The sequence below is a fragment of the Bacillus sp. FSL M8-0277 genome (genome assembly GCF_037975305.1).
GTDB lineage: Bacteria > Bacillota > Bacilli > Bacillales > Bacillaceae > Bacillus > Bacillus pumilus.
On sequence record NZ_CP150255.1, the window covers coordinates 1,804,508 to 1,819,077 of the forward strand.

Consider the following 14,570-nt stretch of genomic DNA (forward strand, 5'->3'; position numbering starts at 1 on the left):
CCTTACCTCGATTTATTTTTGATTTCATCCAAATAGCTATAGACGGTTACTTTGGAAATGCCTAACATAGATGCGACCTTCTCAACAGATCCTTTCATTAAAAAAATGCCCTTTTCATCCATGAATTTAATTAGTTCAATTTTTTCATGACGTTTCATGACTGGGTGAACACTGTTTTGAATGATTTGTTGAATCAATTGATCTACTATTTCTTCCACATTTTCAAGATCATCATTTGATGTTGTTTCTTTCTCTGGAGCTTCCACTTGTGTAGAAAGAAAAGTATCCATAAATTGCTGCATTTGATTCAGTGCTTCAACATCAAAGTTGATACAGAAAGCACCAATCACTTTTTGCTTTGAATCACGTATTAATGAAGTCGAAGAACGAATCGTACGTTTATCTTCTGTTACAAATGTATAGCCAGCCAGATAATCTTCTTTAAAATCTTCTGATTGTAATACAGTCTTTACTAGATGATCAAATGATTGGCCGATTTGTCTTCCTGTCACATGGTTATTTACTGTAAACATGACAGATGCTTGAGGGTTCGTTAAATCATGAATAACCACTTCACAATTTGGTCCAAACATTTTTGCTGTAGATTTTGCTAAAGGAATATAACTCTCTAATAAGTTTTTAATATGTTCCATGCCTAAGCACCTCATTTTTTTATTCCACTAGATTATATATTTTTTTATATATAAATACAATATATAGATTTATTTATATATCATGATGCTCACAAGATCATAAATGTGAAAATCACCATATAAAAAAAGCAGCCATTGACTGCTTTTTGCTTGTGCTCCTTTCTAATTGATTTCTTTCTGGATTCCATACAAAATGACGTCAATTCCCCATCGGAACCGTTCCATTGATACGGTATCACCTGCAAACATTTCTTCTTTTACACTATGAATGAAAGGAAAACGCGTTTTGTCTGCATCATGAAATGTTTTTTTAATGTCTGAAATCTGCGAAGAGTCATGTTTCTTCCAAGAGACCTTTTCGTAAGCTACCGAAGATACGTATAACAGCAATAGGTCTACTCCCCATGCAGCGGATGTAGATTTGATCCCGCCTTCATGCAATGCAGCGAGAATACGTTCGGTCAACTGAAGAAAGTTCGTTCCTTGTGGAATGGTGGAAAGAGAAATTTCAGCAAGACCAGGTTTTTCGAATAGCAGTAGGAAATAAGTATGCAATATGTCAAATAACTGTTCTTTCCATGTGCCATTCTCTGAATCTGGGTAAACCATTTGGCCGAGACCATAATCCAATACGTAAGCACTGAGTTCTTGAAAATTGTTCACGTAGACATACAAGGATGCAGGTCCCGTATCCAATGCTTTAGCCACCTTACGCATACTCATGCCCTCTATCCCTTGCTCCTTAAGAAGCTCATAGGCCGTTTTCACAATGAGCTCACGGCTTAAGGGCTCTTTAGCCGGCCGAGACCGGCGACTTATAATACGACGATTTGAATTGTTCATACTCTCTTTATAACATGTCAAAGTAAAATAGTAAATTGAGCATCAATCACCGTTTTCTTGAAAAGAATTCATCATATCTGCAAGCTTGACCGCAGCGTCTTTTGAAAAACACAGTTTTAAACTATTCTCCGATTCATGTGCCTTTTCCGATGAATATTCGTACATCATGTCTTCGTATTCCTCAATGGCCTTTTCAATATCATGAGGATGTCGGACAATAGCAAGTGCTAGCTCCCTTGCATCAAACATCGCCATGTTTACACCCTCGCCTGCGAATGGTGACATGACATGAGCTGCATCACCGATAAGCGTTACTCCTTTATGACGGTTCCATTTAAAACCGGTAGGAAGCGTATAAATCCGTCTTGGAATGATGGCATCTTCTGCATAACGAATATACTTTTTCAGCTGATCATCCCAATCACTAAATAACTCTAATAATTGTTCTTTTGCTTCTTTCGCTTGATGAAACGGTATACCACAAGTCTCGATCCAGCTGCGTTCTACCATAAGGCTTGCATACACTTTGATTCGTCCATCTCCGTTTAACTGCCCAATTATCCCTTTGTGATCAGCTAAAGCAAACATCTTACCACGTTTATTAAATTCAGCTAAATCAGGGTGGTTCGCCTCTACGCTTAGGACATTCAATTCCAGCATCGTGAGCCCAGAGTATTCAATCTCAATATCTGTTAACAGAGGACGCACACGAGAAAATGCACCATCAGCCCCAATCAAAAGATCAACTGTCTCGACAACCCCGTTTTCAAAATGAAGCTCCGTCATGCCGTTTTCTAATGAAACGCATCTTTCTAGTTTATATCCATATTTGATGTTTGCAGCATCAATTTGATCTAACAGCAGTTCGCACAACACACCACGATCAATTTCTGGACGAGTGCCTTTTTGATCTGATTCCGTTTCTTCATCTAAATAAATTCTTCCTGATTTATCAAGTAATCGGAAATCTTCTCCTTCATAACGGGCATTCCTTTGAAATTTCTCATAAACTCCTGCTTCTTTTAATGCTTTTTGGCCTGTTTCTTCGTGAATATCCAGTGAGCCTCCTCGTTCAAGACTCTTGTCATGCATCTCCCGTTCGTAGATGGTTGTTTGTATACCGTAATTCTGCAGAATTAAGGCGAGTGTTAGCCCCCCAGGTCCTCCTCCAATAATAGCGATTTGCTTTTGGTTCTTAGATAATGCCGTCATCGTATGCATCTCCTCTTCTTTTATGGAAATCGTTTAAAACTACATCTCATTTATATTATAACGAACATTGTTCGTAAAGAACAGTGTTCGTTTGAAATTTGTTTGTTTCACGATTGTGTTTTAATGAAAAGAAACCACTCGCCCGCCATCATATGATACACTCCATCTAGGAATATTAAAGGTTTTCATTGTTCAAATTCTGAGTGTAAGAGGTGTTTCTATGAATAAATTATTGGCAATGTTGATATTAGGATTGGGCTTTAGTGGTACCGCGCTCATTCTTTCTGTCCCTTTGTTATTCAAATCCAAACTAGAACAATCTGGACTGATGTTTGCTGCTGTATCAGCAGGCGCTTTCGCAGTTTTTGCTATCTCATGCCTGGTTCTTCGAAAACGATTCAATCGCTAAAAAACCTAAACACAATCTATCATTGGAACAATGGAGATGTGTTTACGTTTTTGTGACTTACCTTGATATGAATTTAAAGAATGTGATATAAGCCGACTCATATCACAAAAAGTCCATTAAAAAACATAAAGATTAACACACGAAAAAAGAGAGGTTGTTGACTGCTCTTTTTGCTTATGAATTAAATAAGTTATTCAACTTTAAACTGACTCTTTAAAAGGCTGCTATCAGCAGCTTACCCTATCTCACTTGTTACTGGTTTTCTTGATTAAGTCTACACCTTCATATGACAGGTTTTCCACATGTACAGCCTTTTGCAGGATATAATGATCAAAAAAGGTCTTCGTATAGTCCGTCACAAGATTTCGCATCTCTAATACATCCCTTGTGCCTCTAAGTTCCTCATCTACGCCGGTAAACACGATGTCACAGTAATCTAAATGTGCAGCACCATCAACGGAGAAATAATAGGTTTCCATGCTGTTGTTATCGCCAATGATCGCATTCATATCATAATTCGGTTCAGAAAACAGCAGCAAAAAGGGTTTATTGAGGTCGCTGTCGAGAAGGCCGAATGCACCACTATCTAAGCCAACCCCGCAGATAAACCGGTCGTCATCCCGGCAAACAATAGCCGCTGTAGGCCCGCCATAAGAATGCCCGGCGATGCCCATGCCGATGCCGAGCAGCAGTCTGTTATGAAAGATGGACTTCCATTCTCCAGAGTCTAGTCTGTGAAGATAATCAGCTACGTACCTTACATCTTCTGCCTGTCGTTCACTATATCTTGTTAACTCGTTAATGATTGGCAAGGTAAGGATGTTATGGCACATCTCAATAGCCGTTTCATCGTCAGGGCGCATTTTCATCTTACTAGCCAGCGCCATCATCTCTGGATCTTCAGAAAACGCCATAATGACATCCGAAAAACCCTTTGAGACATTCACCAGCTTCCCATCTTTCCGTTTATACATGGTGCTATCCTGATGACCGATACTGACGACAACATACCCTTGGCTTGCCATGTCTGTACAGATGGCTGTCCCCCATTCTGGTGAACCACCCCCGCCGCAAACATAGAATACCACTGGATAGCGCTTTTCCTTCCCGGAAAGAGCAAGATCGTCATAACAATGAGTCTTGATATCGGTAGAGAAGAAGTTTATTTCCTTCAAATATTCAGTGACAAGTGGCTGCTCATGAAGCATCTCGTAGACTTCAGGAAACATGTACGTTGATGCAGTCTTCCCTTCGCTGCTATCAGATGGATAGTATATAAACGCGGTCAATTCTCTTTTTGAGTGATCTGATGCGGTATACTCAAAATCCATCTGGATTCGGCCGGCTATATAGCTACCGATTGGTTTTGGGAATGTGTCATACCTTTTCATTCTTTTATGCCCCTTTCATCTTGAAAATGGATATCTGTTCTTTGCTGGGTGAGTATCGTTTTGTGATATAATCTTGAGTCAAATACAAGTGATAAGAAAAATGAAATGAACTTGCTGAATGGAATTCTTGATTGTAAAAAATTCTGAAGAAATGATAGGGTGATAGCGATGAGAAGACTTGAGTCTGGTATATCAATAGACTACGAATCATTTTCTGATATTGCCAGGTATGAACACGAAACAATCAGCAGAACGACAATCATCAACTCAAATGTTCGTTCTCCTATTTTTTGGAGCTGTCACCTGGATCATCTTGTATTTGATACGTGTGATCTCACGAATGCAAGATTTTTTGCCGGTAGTACGATTGATCATTGTACTTTTAGTCGTTCCGACTTGCGTTCTGTGGGCATTGGCAGAAACGAAGCTGTCTTCACCAATTGCGTATTTTCTTCTTGCGATATGAGGGGAATGACCTTGGAGAATGCTACGTTTATCGATTGCATTTTCTCTAAATGTAGATTCAATGACCGCGTTTTACAGGTAGCGAATATCGTCAATTGTACCTTTGCTGGTAAGCTAATAGATATAACGTTTGAGGGAAATGGCAAACAAAAGCTGATCGCCGATTTTGAAAACTGCACCCTTGACGGTGTTCGTTTTACAGGCTGTGACCTGTCGGCATGTATTCCGCCAACATCCAAAAACCATCTCTATGTTGAAAAGGTATCTGCACGAGTGAAAATGGCTTTGGAGAAGGTAAATGATGACCCTGCTCTTTCTGACGATGAACGGAAAATACTAGCGCGTAGTCTGCGAAAGCTTGAGCATATGGAACAATATATTTTTAACACGGCGCATTTGAAGAAAATACATGGGGCTACTTTTGTTGAGCGATTTTTCTGTCATCTTGAATGCAGTAAGGATCACACTTGATGTTTTCTGCATCCATCCTCCTACTGTATATCTATGTGGTACATCAGCTTCGAGTATATTTGAGCGGAATGAGTTCTTCGATTTTCACCTTGACCAGCTCCCCAGCCATCTCGATGATGACAAAACATGCTGGTTCGAAGTCTGAAATGAGCTCTCGGCAGATGCCGCAAGGGCTTACTACCCTAATTTTTCTATCTTCTTCATCTGAATAGGGGTGTCTCACTGCAACAATTGTATCAAAATCCTTATGTCCATTCGATAAAGCACTGCCAATCGCAATGGCTTCTGCACAAACAGTTACCCGTCCGATATAGGCTTCTATATGGACAGCCGACATTATTTCTCCTGTTTTCATGCGGATCGCTGCCCCTACATGGTGTTTATCATCTTCATAAAGACTGATAATCTTCTTTTTTGCTTCGTCTATTAATTCAAGATCTTCTTGGGATAAATCAAAAGTTTCCAACGTGTTCTCCTTCCCCTTCCATGCTCGTATCTATTATACCAAACATTAGGTAATGAACTGTTTGCCCGAAGATGAGTGGAAACAAAAATAAAGCTTATGTTTGCAGGCATAAGCTTCTTTATGCTTTTTTATAGCGTTGAATCATAAATTGGATGATTTTTGTGATGAGAGAGGTACACATGCATAGAAAAGTCATTGCGACGACCCAATACATATTCGACAAATCGAACCCCGTATAGGCAAAGATAAAAACGGTTGAAGCTGCAAATGTGATCACTAGAACGACGTAGACCCGCTTAAAGATGAAATAGCCGACAATCCCCCATATCAAAGATAACAAAGGCAATGTAAACAAGATCAGAGCCATAGGTTGAAGAAAGGAAACAATCATCATTCACTCTCCTTTACTAGCCGTCATTTATTTAAATCCAATGAAGAAGCGAACAATCATTATATTAATGGGAAATACGCTCGTTGTAAACAAAAATTGGAATTTAAAGAAGTTTAATCTGTAGTGAGTTGATATTCTGGATGTATTTCATGTTGAGTTGAAAAAGGCTGCTTTCATGAAAGCAGCCCATTCACTAAACTTTCGACTATTTCAATCAAATCATTATACATTTCTTAACGATTGATCACCTGAATGATTTTCTCCTGAGCATCTTGTGCCTCAGGGATTGGCATGACAACAAATACATGAAGCATTTCAGGATAAACAAAGGTTTTGATGTCAATTCCTTGTTCTGTTAGTTTTTCATCGAGCTTTATGGCATCTGGGTATAACATATCATGTGTTCCAATAAAATGAGTGATCTTCGCAAGTCCTTTGAAGTCACCGTAAATGGGACTGATCAATGGGTCAGTTACATGTTGATCAGCTGTCCAAATCTTTGCAATGGCTTCCATTCCTTCATAACCTAGAATCGGGTCCTTTTTTGCATATTTAAACATGAGAGGATTGCTTAAGCTCATGTCAACACATGCAGATAATAAAATAATATCCTTCGGTTGCGGCAGATCCTCCTTCTTTAAAAGGTGCGCCAGACCAAGTGAGATATTTCCGCCAGCTGAATCTCCCATGATCGTCAATTGATTGGCACTTCCGGCAGTTTTCAGAAGGTCTTTATATAGGTTAAGTATTTTCGGATACGTATCCTGGTAGCTATAATGAGGCACTTTTGGGTAAATAGGAGCGACTACTTTCGCACCTAGTGATTGCGCCATTTTATCCATGAACCACCAATGGACATTCAAAGGCTGATTTGTCCATGCGCCTCCATGTAGATAGAGAATGACTTTTTGTTTTTGTGATGCTTGTTCATTCAATGTGAAAACTTGCATGCCTTCGAATGTCTGCTCTTGTACCTCACTCATTAACTTCACATCATCTCCAATGGCATAAGGCTGCGTATTTTCAATTCCTTTTTGCTCAAGAAATTTTTTTGTGTGCTCGATACTAGAAAAACTCTCTTTATTACTTTGCGAAGCGAATAATGTTTCAAATTGAATACTTTCGTCAGAACGTTCACCTTGATAAATTTCTACACTCATTTTTTTCTCTCCTTTCACTCAATATGAGGATTGATCATCCTGGTTTGGTACACGAAATGATTCCAGGTAGACTTGTACTTTTTTTTCAGGAGTTTTTAATAAGTTAGATAAAAGGTCTTGAATGAGACGAAGGCTTTTGATTTTCCTTTCAATTTCTTCATGTTTAAGATGGACAATTTTTCTTAGCGTATCAAGTTCTATGTCTTGACTTAGCATGTCCATGATTTCAGCTATTTCCTTTAATGAATAACCCAATGTTTTCGCATCTTTGATCAATTGAATCTTCACAACATAGTCTTCTGTATAGAATCTGTAACCGTTTGAACGTCGTCTTGGAGCAGGTAATATGTTGTGCTCTTCATAGTAACGAATTGCGGCAGGACTTATTCCTGTTTTTTTGGCAAGTTCTCCTCTAGTCATCAACTCCATCGTTACTCCTTTGTCATTATTTTGTCTTACTATATATATATATTATAAAGGTTGAACTATACTTCAAGGTCAAGGTGAAACATTTATTGGCTTGCTATGACATGATTTGGGTTTCTTTTCGGTAAACAAATAAAACACCATCGCACCCGGCAAATAAAGGCGGGCGCAATGATGTTTTCATCATTCAATCTGGATTATGATAAATCTTCTCCATTTGTTGCAATCACATTTTTGTACCAGTAGAAGGAATCTTTTCGGTAACGATTTAATGTACCATTCCCTCTGTCGTCTTGATCCACATAGATCAAACCATAGCGTTTACTCATTTGAGATGTTCCGCAGCTAATTAAGTCGATGCATCCCCAAGGCGTATACCCCATTAAGTCGACACCTTCTTTGACTGCTTCTTTCATTTGTTCAATATGTTTTTTCAAGTAATCAATTCGATAATCGTCGTGTATTTCTCCGTCTGGTGTCAATGTATCTCTTGCGCCAAGTCCATTTTCACATACAAATAAAGGCTTTTGGTATCTGTCATACAGCTTGATTAATGAAATGCGGAGTCCCATCGGATCAATTGGCCAATCCCATTGTGATAGCTCCAAATGCTCATTTTTGATTGGACTATCAAATGTACCCGCTAGCTCAGCCGCATCTTCTCGCGCTTCTGCAACGTGGGACATATAGTAGCTGATTGCCACAAAATCAACAATCCCCTCTTTCAAAATTTGTTCATCCTGCTCTTTGATATCCAGCTTGATGTCGTTGTCTGCAAAGTATTTTACCATGTATGTTGGATATTCTCCTCTAGCTTGAACATCTGGATAGAACATATTCAATTGGTTCGATTTTACCGCTTGCAGCTGGTCCTCTGGCTTTGTTGTTTTTGCATAGGCTTCAATTTGGTTAATCATACAGCCAATTTGTGCATGCGGAATGATTTCTTTTGCTGCCTTCACTGTGAGAGCGCTGGCGATAAATTGATGATGTGACGCTTGATACGCAGCCTGTAATTTATGGTCTACTAGGTCCTCTAAAATTCCAGCACCGGTGTAAAGGCTGTTGAGGTTCATATTCATTTCATTGAATGTAATCCAATACTTCACTTTATCTTTATATCTTTCTAAAATGGCACGGGCATATTTTTCAAACAACGGCACAAGCTCTCTACTCATCCAGCCATTATATTTCTCTGTTAAAGTAATCGGCATTTCATAGTGAGACATCGTGACTAACGGTTCAATTCCATATTTCGCACATTCATCAAATACTTGATCATAAAAAGCCAATCCTTCTTCGTTCGGCTTTTCCTCTAAACCAGTTGGGAAGATTCTTGCCCATGATATAGACAAGCGAAACACTTTAAAGCCCATTTCTGCAAATAGTGCAATATCCTCTTCATATCGATGGTAAAAATCGATTCCGCGTCTTTTCGGGAAATCAAATTCATCAGGTTGTTCCTTGTATCTTTTTAATTCAGCTGAACTAACATCGAAAGTAAAGTTGTTCACTTTTCCTTTTTCATAAGGATCTTTATATGCAGCAAAGTCTGACGTCGATAGGCCCTTGCCACCTTCTAAGTACGCGCCTTCTATTTGATTGGCAGCAGTTGCGCCACCCCATAAAAAATCATCTGAAAATCCTTTTTTTACATTCTTCATTTCAATCATCCCTTCTCTTTATATTAGTGAATAAGCATTAAGAGCTTATTTTGACCTGCGGTGACATGAGCGTCACCTGTATGAATCACATCAAGGTATTGCGTTGAATTTGTGACGATGATAGGTGTCACTACATCTAAATGGTTTGATTGAATTCCTTCTATATCAAACGATAATAAATGATCCCCGGTCTTCATCTCATCGCCCTCTTTTACCAGTACATCAAAGAATTGGCCATTTAGGCTGACGGTATCAATCCCCACGTGGATCAATAATTCAATTCCATCATCTGAAACGAGTCCGATGGCATGTTTAGTAGGCGTAACAGTCACTACTTTTCCTGAGAACGGTGCTTGTACCACCCCCTTATCAGGCAAAATTGCGACTCCCTTCCCCATCATTTCACTTGAGAACACTGAATCATTCACTGCAGATAAAGGAATGACCTTTCCACTCATAGGTGCTTGAACTTCGAATGGGCTTGTTTGTCTAGACATTTGTTGATTCTCTGTACTCACAGTGTGATTTGGCTTTTCTGCTGCTTGCTCGTTAACGGTGACTGACTCCTTAAATCCAAGGAAAATGGTGACGAGAAGTGACACGATGAAGCTCAAGGCGATTCCAATGAGAGCCAGCTGGAAATTATTCGTCCCTTTCATAATGTAAGTGGGCAGTGAAGTAATGCCTGGGATCGAAAAGGCTGTCGTTTTAACTGAAAATAAACCGTAAAAACATCCACCGACTGCGCCGCCAATTAATGAAGCATAAAAAGGTTTTTTTAGTCTAAGTGTGACTCCATAAATGGCTGGTTCTGTGATACCGAAGAAACTAGGAAGCAATGTTGAAAGTGCTAAAGACCTTGTTTCTACCCGCTTGGTGCGGATGATGACACCTAACACAGCGCCTGCTTGTGCCATATTCGCAATGAAATTCATCGGAAGCAGCATGATATCGTAACCCACTTTTTCAAAGCTGGCTAACGTGCTTGGGAAGAATGCGTAATGCATCCCAGTTAACACAATGAGTGGCATCAAGCCGCCCATTAATAAACCGGCAATCGGACCAGCGAAATTGAACAAAGAAGTGAAAAAGATTTCTAAATACTGCCCGGAAACGTTTCCAATAGGAGCTATAAAAGCCAGTGTAAGAGGAGCCGTGATCATCAGGCTCAGTACCGGTGTAAATACGATACTTAAGGATTTTGGGATCGCTTTTGTTATCCACTTATCGACAAAGCTTAGTAATAGCACACCTAAAATAATTGGTAATACGGAAGATGTGTAATTATTTAGTGGAATACTTAACCCTAAAAAGCTTAACGGGTCTGCTCCTTTTGCTGCACCTTCGATCATCGTTGGATATAGTAAAATTCCTGCTAATGCGAGCGCGAGAGATTCTCTTGTTTTAAACTTCTTCGCTGCCGAATAAGCAATGAGGAAAGGTAAAAAGTAAAAGACAGCATTTGAAAAGATTTGAAGCACTTGATAGGTAGCGCTTGTTTCCGTCAGCCAGCCTAAGCTAACAAGCAGTGCCATGATCCCTTTGATCAATCCACTCCCAACAATCGCTGGCAAAATAGGTGTGAAAATCCCGCTGATCACATCGAATACGACTTCAATTGGATTCATCTTTGACGTGTTTTTAACAGGAGCAGATTCATTGCTGCTATGACCAACCAGATGATCAATTTCCTCATAGACCTCTGCTACCTTTGCTCCAATAATGACTTGGAATTGTCCACTTTGGAATTGTGCACCTAAAACCCCATCTAATGTTTTCAGCTCATCTACTTTTACTTGGCTTTCATCGTTGAGATTAAATCTTAGTCTCGTGATACAATGCCAACTTTGAGATATATTTTCGGTTCCACCGATTAAATTCACAATTTCTTGAGCCAATTCTTTGTTTTCCATGCCTTCACCCCTTCATTTTCACAAAAAAAACCTAAACAAAATCCGCCATTAGAAAAGATCATTCTTCTTCATGGAGATTTGTTTAGGTTAATGCTTTTTCATAACACGCCTAAAAGAAATCAGTTATTTTTTTGGTGTTCCTTTGTGATTCTTTCAATATGGATGACTAAAAAAACAAGTTCGTCTTCTGTCACTTTCCAATTGAATTCTCGTTTTAACATTTCTTTGATAATCAATCCGCAGGCATAACTCTTCATATAACGATCCTGAATTAATTCTTTTAACGAGTCATCCATCTGTTGCGGCGGGTGATTGGTTTCCTGCCTCACAATAAAATATCTCAAGTGTGTGATAAACCTCGAATAATTAATGGATGATTTATCCAATATCATCTCGAAAATATTTTGAATAATTTTGACGATTTCCTTGGTGAGGTGAGTCATTTTAATGGTGTCTCCCATAGACTGACCATCTATTTGAGCGTTTACAAAATGCAGGGCAATGAGTGAAGCTTCAGTATCTTCAAAAGAAATGCCCATCATTTTTTGAATAATTGCCAGTGCTTTTTTCCCGATTTGATATTCTTGAAAATAGAGATGTGGAATTTCCCACACAATGGGGTTTTCATACGCCATTTTTTCTTCGTGCCTTTGAATAGCAAAGGTAAGATGATCGGATAGCGAAAAGAGCACGCTGGAACCTAACTTCTTATTCAACATCTCTTCGCCCACACGAATGATTTTTTCAGTTAATAAAAGGATATCAGTTGGGATAGCGGCAAGTTGAGATTCTAATGGAGACGTCTGATCAGAATAAAATGTCTTACTGACAGCGCTCTCATCAAGAGTATCACCTTTCTTCTTTTTAAAACCTATTCCTGTTCCAAAAACAACGACTTCATTTTGAGCATCTGTTAGAGCTAATACGATATTATTATTTAAAACTTTAACGACGGTGAACATCCTCATCCCACCTTACCTAAAATGCTAAAAAAAGCATAAAAAAACACCAAAATCTCAGCAAACAACGTACAAAATGTACAAACTGTTTACCTGACTTGGTGGTGCCTGATCATATCAGTAACACTCCTGCATCGGTTACGACTTTATTTTAAACAGAGGGATGACCAAAGTCAACTATTTTTTCTGAAAAAATAGATTGAAATACCTATAATCATTTTATCTTTCATTGATCATTTTACGGTTTAACATTTTTAAGGTTGCTGTAAGGTTCGGATTAATACAAGTTAAGGTTGAGGTTGTACAATGGGGTTGTAAGGAAGTGAGGGAAGAGTCAAATGGTCCCCTCTTCTAAATCAATCATAGAGGTGAAAAGGTTTGAGAGAAAATAAAATTTTGTCTTCATTATGTTACTTCAGTATCTTTTTTGCACCGTTTCTGTTTCCAATTATCGTCTATTTCTTAGGAAAGGACGAAGTGAAATATCATGCGAAAAAATCGCTTTGGACGCATTTAATTCCTTATTTGATTTTTGGCATCGGTATTGCCGGTTCAGGGTTACTTGGCATGAACGATATCAGTCATGCTGGTCCGTTCTTAATTGCAACGTATGCTGTGACATTCCTTGTCGCGATCTACTTCTTCATTTGGAACATTGTGAAAGGCATTAAAGTGTTTTCAGAATAATAGTTGAAAAAAACGGTTCTGTGATTGAGCAGAACCGTTTTTTTGTATGTCCGTTCATGCGGGTAATTGGATATCAATCGTTGTTCCTTCCCCTATCATACTGCGTATCGTAGTATCCCCGCCGTGTTTTTGGATAATATCCTTTGCAATCGCCATTCCAAGACCAGAGCCTGCATGTGTCCCTCCTGTATTTGTCCCTCTATAGTAGCGGTCAAACACTTTTTCTAGCTCTGCCTCTTCGATTCCTTTGCCGTTGTCTTGAATCGTAATGTGGGTGTTTTCTTTTTGTTCAAGCTGTACAATGATGTTCACATCAGCATCATTGTGAACAAGGGCATTTAAAATGAGATTGGTGACCGCTCTTCGTATGAGGATCGTATCAATATTCAGCATAAGCTTGTCTACATTCGTTTGCAGCTCAATGGTCTGATCTGCATATCTCGAATCGTTGAGGATATCAATTAACGTTTCACGCAGCAACGGTACAATGTTCACCAGCTCTTTATGCAGCATCACGTCGTTATTTTTCAGCCTTGTTGTTAAATTGAGATCCTCCATGACATCTTTGATGTACAGTGATTTATTCTCTATGATGCTGGCATAATGTTTGATGTCTTGATCTGAAAGAGGATAATTTGGATCTTTCATGATTTCTGCATAGCCTTGAATGGAGGATAATGGTGTTTTAATATCATGAGAAATATGGCTGATCCACTCTTCCCGCATTTGCTCTAATTTGTCTTTTTCTTTTTGGCTTGAAGCGAGCTGTTCTGATAAGTGATTGACATTATAGAAGACATCTTTATATATCCCCTTAGTTGGCAGCTTCGTCGTATAATCTCCGTTTGCGAGCCGCTGGATGCCATAAATGGCACGGCCGAGCGGTTTGATGAGCTGCCGGCTGAATAAGTATCCAATGACTAAGGCAATGATGGCATCAATCGATAATAAAATCATCGTCCCGATATTGAATTGCGATATTAAGTCTTTCGTATTGAACGAAAATAAATATTTTCCGATGGAAGGGTCCTTAAATCCGATAAAGTAGCTGTATTCCTTGCCCTTTCCATTTTTCCCCCCAGCATAGATAGTCGACATCAATTGCTTATCTTTATATTTATGTAAGTTTACGATTTCTATAGGTGTGTATTTGCTCTTTAAGCCTTTAGGTGCTTGTGCATGATAAACATCTTGTCCATTTTCGTCTAATATTTGAATCCATGCATTTTGTTGTTTTAAGGCTTGCTGTCCTTCTTTGCTCACAGTGATATCTTGATTGGACAAGGTGATGTATTGTTCAAATGTTCTTGTGAAGGTTTCGGGCGTATTTTCTTCGTTTTGCTGGCTGCTTGCTTGTAGTACAAGCCAAATCATGAATCCAAATAAGTTAATAAAGACCGTGATAATGGTCACGATAATGACAGAGACCATATATCTGCCTGTTAATCGCCATTTCATCT

The 14,570-nt window shown here is 38.9% G+C and carries 15 protein-coding genes; 3 read left to right on the top strand and 12 right to left on the bottom strand.

What is annotated here, in order from left to right:
- Window positions 1–2 precede the first annotated feature (2 nt).
- From MKZ05_RS08950 to MKZ05_RS08960, 3 genes are all read right to left on the bottom strand, one after another.
- Window positions 3–653, bottom strand: coding sequence for a PAS domain-containing protein (locus MKZ05_RS08950; protein ID WP_003211123.1), 651 nt, complete (start codon window positions 651–653; stop codon window positions 3–5).
- A 162-nt stretch (window positions 654–815) separates the two neighbouring features.
- Window positions 816–1,496 (bottom strand): TetR/AcrR family transcriptional regulator, encoded by a 681-nt coding sequence (locus tag MKZ05_RS08955; RefSeq protein WP_339162256.1) that lies wholly within the window; start codon window positions 1,494–1,496, stop codon window positions 816–818.
- A gap of 42 nt (window positions 1,497–1,538) precedes the next feature.
- Window positions 1,539–2,708: an NAD(P)/FAD-dependent oxidoreductase gene (locus MKZ05_RS08960; protein WP_050944880.1), complete on the bottom strand. Its 1,170-nt coding sequence runs from the start codon at window positions 2,706–2,708 to the stop codon at window positions 1,539–1,541.
- A 220-nt stretch (window positions 2,709–2,928) separates the two neighbouring features.
- Here MKZ05_RS08960 and MKZ05_RS08965 point away from each other — a divergent pair, with 220 nt between their 5' ends.
- Window positions 2,929–3,117: a hypothetical protein gene (locus tag MKZ05_RS08965; RefSeq protein WP_339162260.1), complete on the top strand. Its 189-nt coding sequence runs from the start codon at window positions 2,929–2,931 to the stop codon at window positions 3,115–3,117.
- A gap of 245 nt (window positions 3,118–3,362) precedes the next feature.
- Here the strand turns inward: MKZ05_RS08965 and MKZ05_RS08970 are convergent, their stop codons facing one another.
- The gene (locus MKZ05_RS08970; protein ID WP_339162263.1) at window positions 3,363–4,508 is read right to left on the bottom strand and encodes a choline esterase; all 1,146 of its coding nucleotides are present in this window, start codon (window positions 4,506–4,508) and stop codon (window positions 3,363–3,365) included.
- A gap of 168 nt (window positions 4,509–4,676) precedes the next feature.
- On the opposite strand from MKZ05_RS08970, the gene MKZ05_RS08975 reads away from it, so the two are divergent.
- Entirely contained in the window at window positions 4,677–5,444 is a 768-nt protein-coding gene (locus MKZ05_RS08975) for a pentapeptide repeat-containing protein (protein ID WP_339162266.1), read from the top strand.
- 43 nt (window positions 5,445–5,487) lie between these two features.
- Here the strand turns inward: MKZ05_RS08975 and MKZ05_RS08980 are convergent, their stop codons facing one another.
- From MKZ05_RS08980 to MKZ05_RS09010, 7 genes are all read right to left on the bottom strand, one after another.
- Window positions 5,488–5,910 carry a cytidine deaminase gene (locus MKZ05_RS08980; protein WP_251190471.1) on the bottom strand — a complete coding sequence of 141 codons (423 nt, stop codon included), beginning with the start codon at window positions 5,908–5,910 and terminating at the stop codon, window positions 5,488–5,490.
- 118 nt (window positions 5,911–6,028) lie between these two features.
- On the bottom strand, window positions 6,029–6,301 hold the full coding sequence (locus tag MKZ05_RS08985; protein WP_050944871.1) for a DUF2651 family protein: 273 nt from the start codon (window positions 6,299–6,301) through the stop codon (window positions 6,029–6,031).
- A 233-nt stretch (window positions 6,302–6,534) separates the two neighbouring features.
- Window positions 6,535–7,461 carry an alpha/beta hydrolase gene (locus tag MKZ05_RS08990; RefSeq protein WP_310023925.1) on the bottom strand — a complete coding sequence of 309 codons (927 nt, stop codon included), beginning with the start codon at window positions 7,459–7,461 and terminating at the stop codon, window positions 6,535–6,537.
- Between the two features lie 18 nt (window positions 7,462–7,479).
- Window positions 7,480–7,890: a MerR family transcriptional regulator gene (locus tag MKZ05_RS08995; protein ID WP_106028872.1), complete on the bottom strand. Its 411-nt coding sequence runs from the start codon at window positions 7,888–7,890 to the stop codon at window positions 7,480–7,482.
- Window positions 7,891–8,084: 194 nt separating this feature from the next.
- Window positions 8,085–9,560, bottom strand: a complete 1,476-nt coding sequence (locus tag MKZ05_RS09000; RefSeq protein WP_277552142.1) for a family 1 glycosylhydrolase — start codon at window positions 9,558–9,560, stop codon at window positions 8,085–8,087.
- A gap of 14 nt (window positions 9,561–9,574) precedes the next feature.
- Window positions 9,575–11,464: a beta-glucoside-specific PTS transporter subunit IIABC gene (locus MKZ05_RS09005; RefSeq protein WP_339162269.1), complete on the bottom strand. Its 1,890-nt coding sequence runs from the start codon at window positions 11,462–11,464 to the stop codon at window positions 9,575–9,577.
- A 119-nt stretch (window positions 11,465–11,583) separates the two neighbouring features.
- A complete protein-coding gene (locus tag MKZ05_RS09010) occupies window positions 11,584–12,426 on the bottom strand; it encodes a PRD domain-containing protein (RefSeq protein ID WP_339162271.1) in 843 nt (280 codons plus the stop codon).
- A 375-nt stretch (window positions 12,427–12,801) separates the two neighbouring features.
- On the opposite strand from MKZ05_RS09010, the gene MKZ05_RS09015 reads away from it, so the two are divergent.
- Complete coding sequence (locus MKZ05_RS09015; RefSeq protein ID WP_050944865.1) at window positions 12,802–13,110, top strand: DUF4870 domain-containing protein; 309 nt, start codon at window positions 12,802–12,804, stop codon at window positions 13,108–13,110.
- A 54-nt stretch (window positions 13,111–13,164) separates the two neighbouring features.
- Here MKZ05_RS09015 and MKZ05_RS09020 read toward each other — a convergent pair whose 3' ends face one another.
- The gene (locus MKZ05_RS09020) at window positions 13,165–14,568 is read right to left on the bottom strand and encodes a HAMP domain-containing sensor histidine kinase (protein WP_339162273.1); all 1,404 of its coding nucleotides are present in this window, start codon (window positions 14,566–14,568) and stop codon (window positions 13,165–13,167) included.
- Between the last annotated feature and the right edge of the window lie 2 nt (window positions 14,569–14,570).

Excerpts from the sequence above, each read along its gene's own strand:
- MKZ05_RS08975 (WP_339162266.1), top strand. The coding sequence starts at position 4,677 with ATGAGAAGACTTGAGTCTGGTATATCAATAGACTACGAATCATTTTCT.
- MKZ05_RS09010 (WP_339162271.1), bottom strand. The coding sequence starts at position 12,426 with ATGTTCACCGTCGTTAAAGTTTTAAATAATAATATCGTATTAGCTCTA.
- MKZ05_RS08950 (WP_003211123.1), bottom strand. The coding sequence starts at position 653 with ATGGAACATATTAAAAACTTATTAGAGAGTTATATTCCTTTAGCAAAA.
- MKZ05_RS08970 (WP_339162263.1), bottom strand. The coding sequence starts at position 4,508 with ATGAAAAGGTATGACACATTCCCAAAACCAATCGGTAGCTATATAGCC.
- MKZ05_RS08965 (WP_339162260.1), top strand. The coding sequence starts at position 2,929 with ATGAATAAATTATTGGCAATGTTGATATTAGGATTGGGCTTTAGTGGT.
- MKZ05_RS08990 (WP_310023925.1), bottom strand. The coding sequence starts at position 7,461 with ATGAGTGTAGAAATTTATCAAGGTGAACGTTCTGACGAAAGTATTCAA.
- MKZ05_RS09020 (WP_339162273.1), bottom strand. The coding sequence starts at position 14,568 with ATGAAATGGCGATTAACAGGCAGATATATGGTCTCTGTCATTATCGTG.
- MKZ05_RS08955 (WP_339162256.1), bottom strand. The coding sequence starts at position 1,496 with ATGAACAATTCAAATCGTCGTATTATAAGTCGCCGGTCTCGGCCGGCT.
- MKZ05_RS08985 (WP_050944871.1), bottom strand. The coding sequence starts at position 6,301 with ATGATTGTTTCCTTTCTTCAACCTATGGCTCTGATCTTGTTTACATTG.
- MKZ05_RS09000 (WP_277552142.1), bottom strand. The coding sequence starts at position 9,560 with ATGATTGAAATGAAGAATGTAAAAAAAGGATTTTCAGATGATTTTTTA.
- MKZ05_RS08960 (WP_050944880.1), bottom strand. The coding sequence starts at position 2,708 with ATGACGGCATTATCTAAGAACCAAAAGCAAATCGCTATTATTGGAGGA.
- MKZ05_RS08995 (WP_106028872.1), bottom strand. The coding sequence starts at position 7,890 with ATGGAGTTGATGACTAGAGGAGAACTTGCCAAAAAAACAGGAATAAGT.
- MKZ05_RS09005 (WP_339162269.1), bottom strand. The coding sequence starts at position 11,464 with ATGGAAAACAAAGAATTGGCTCAAGAAATTGTGAATTTAATCGGTGGA.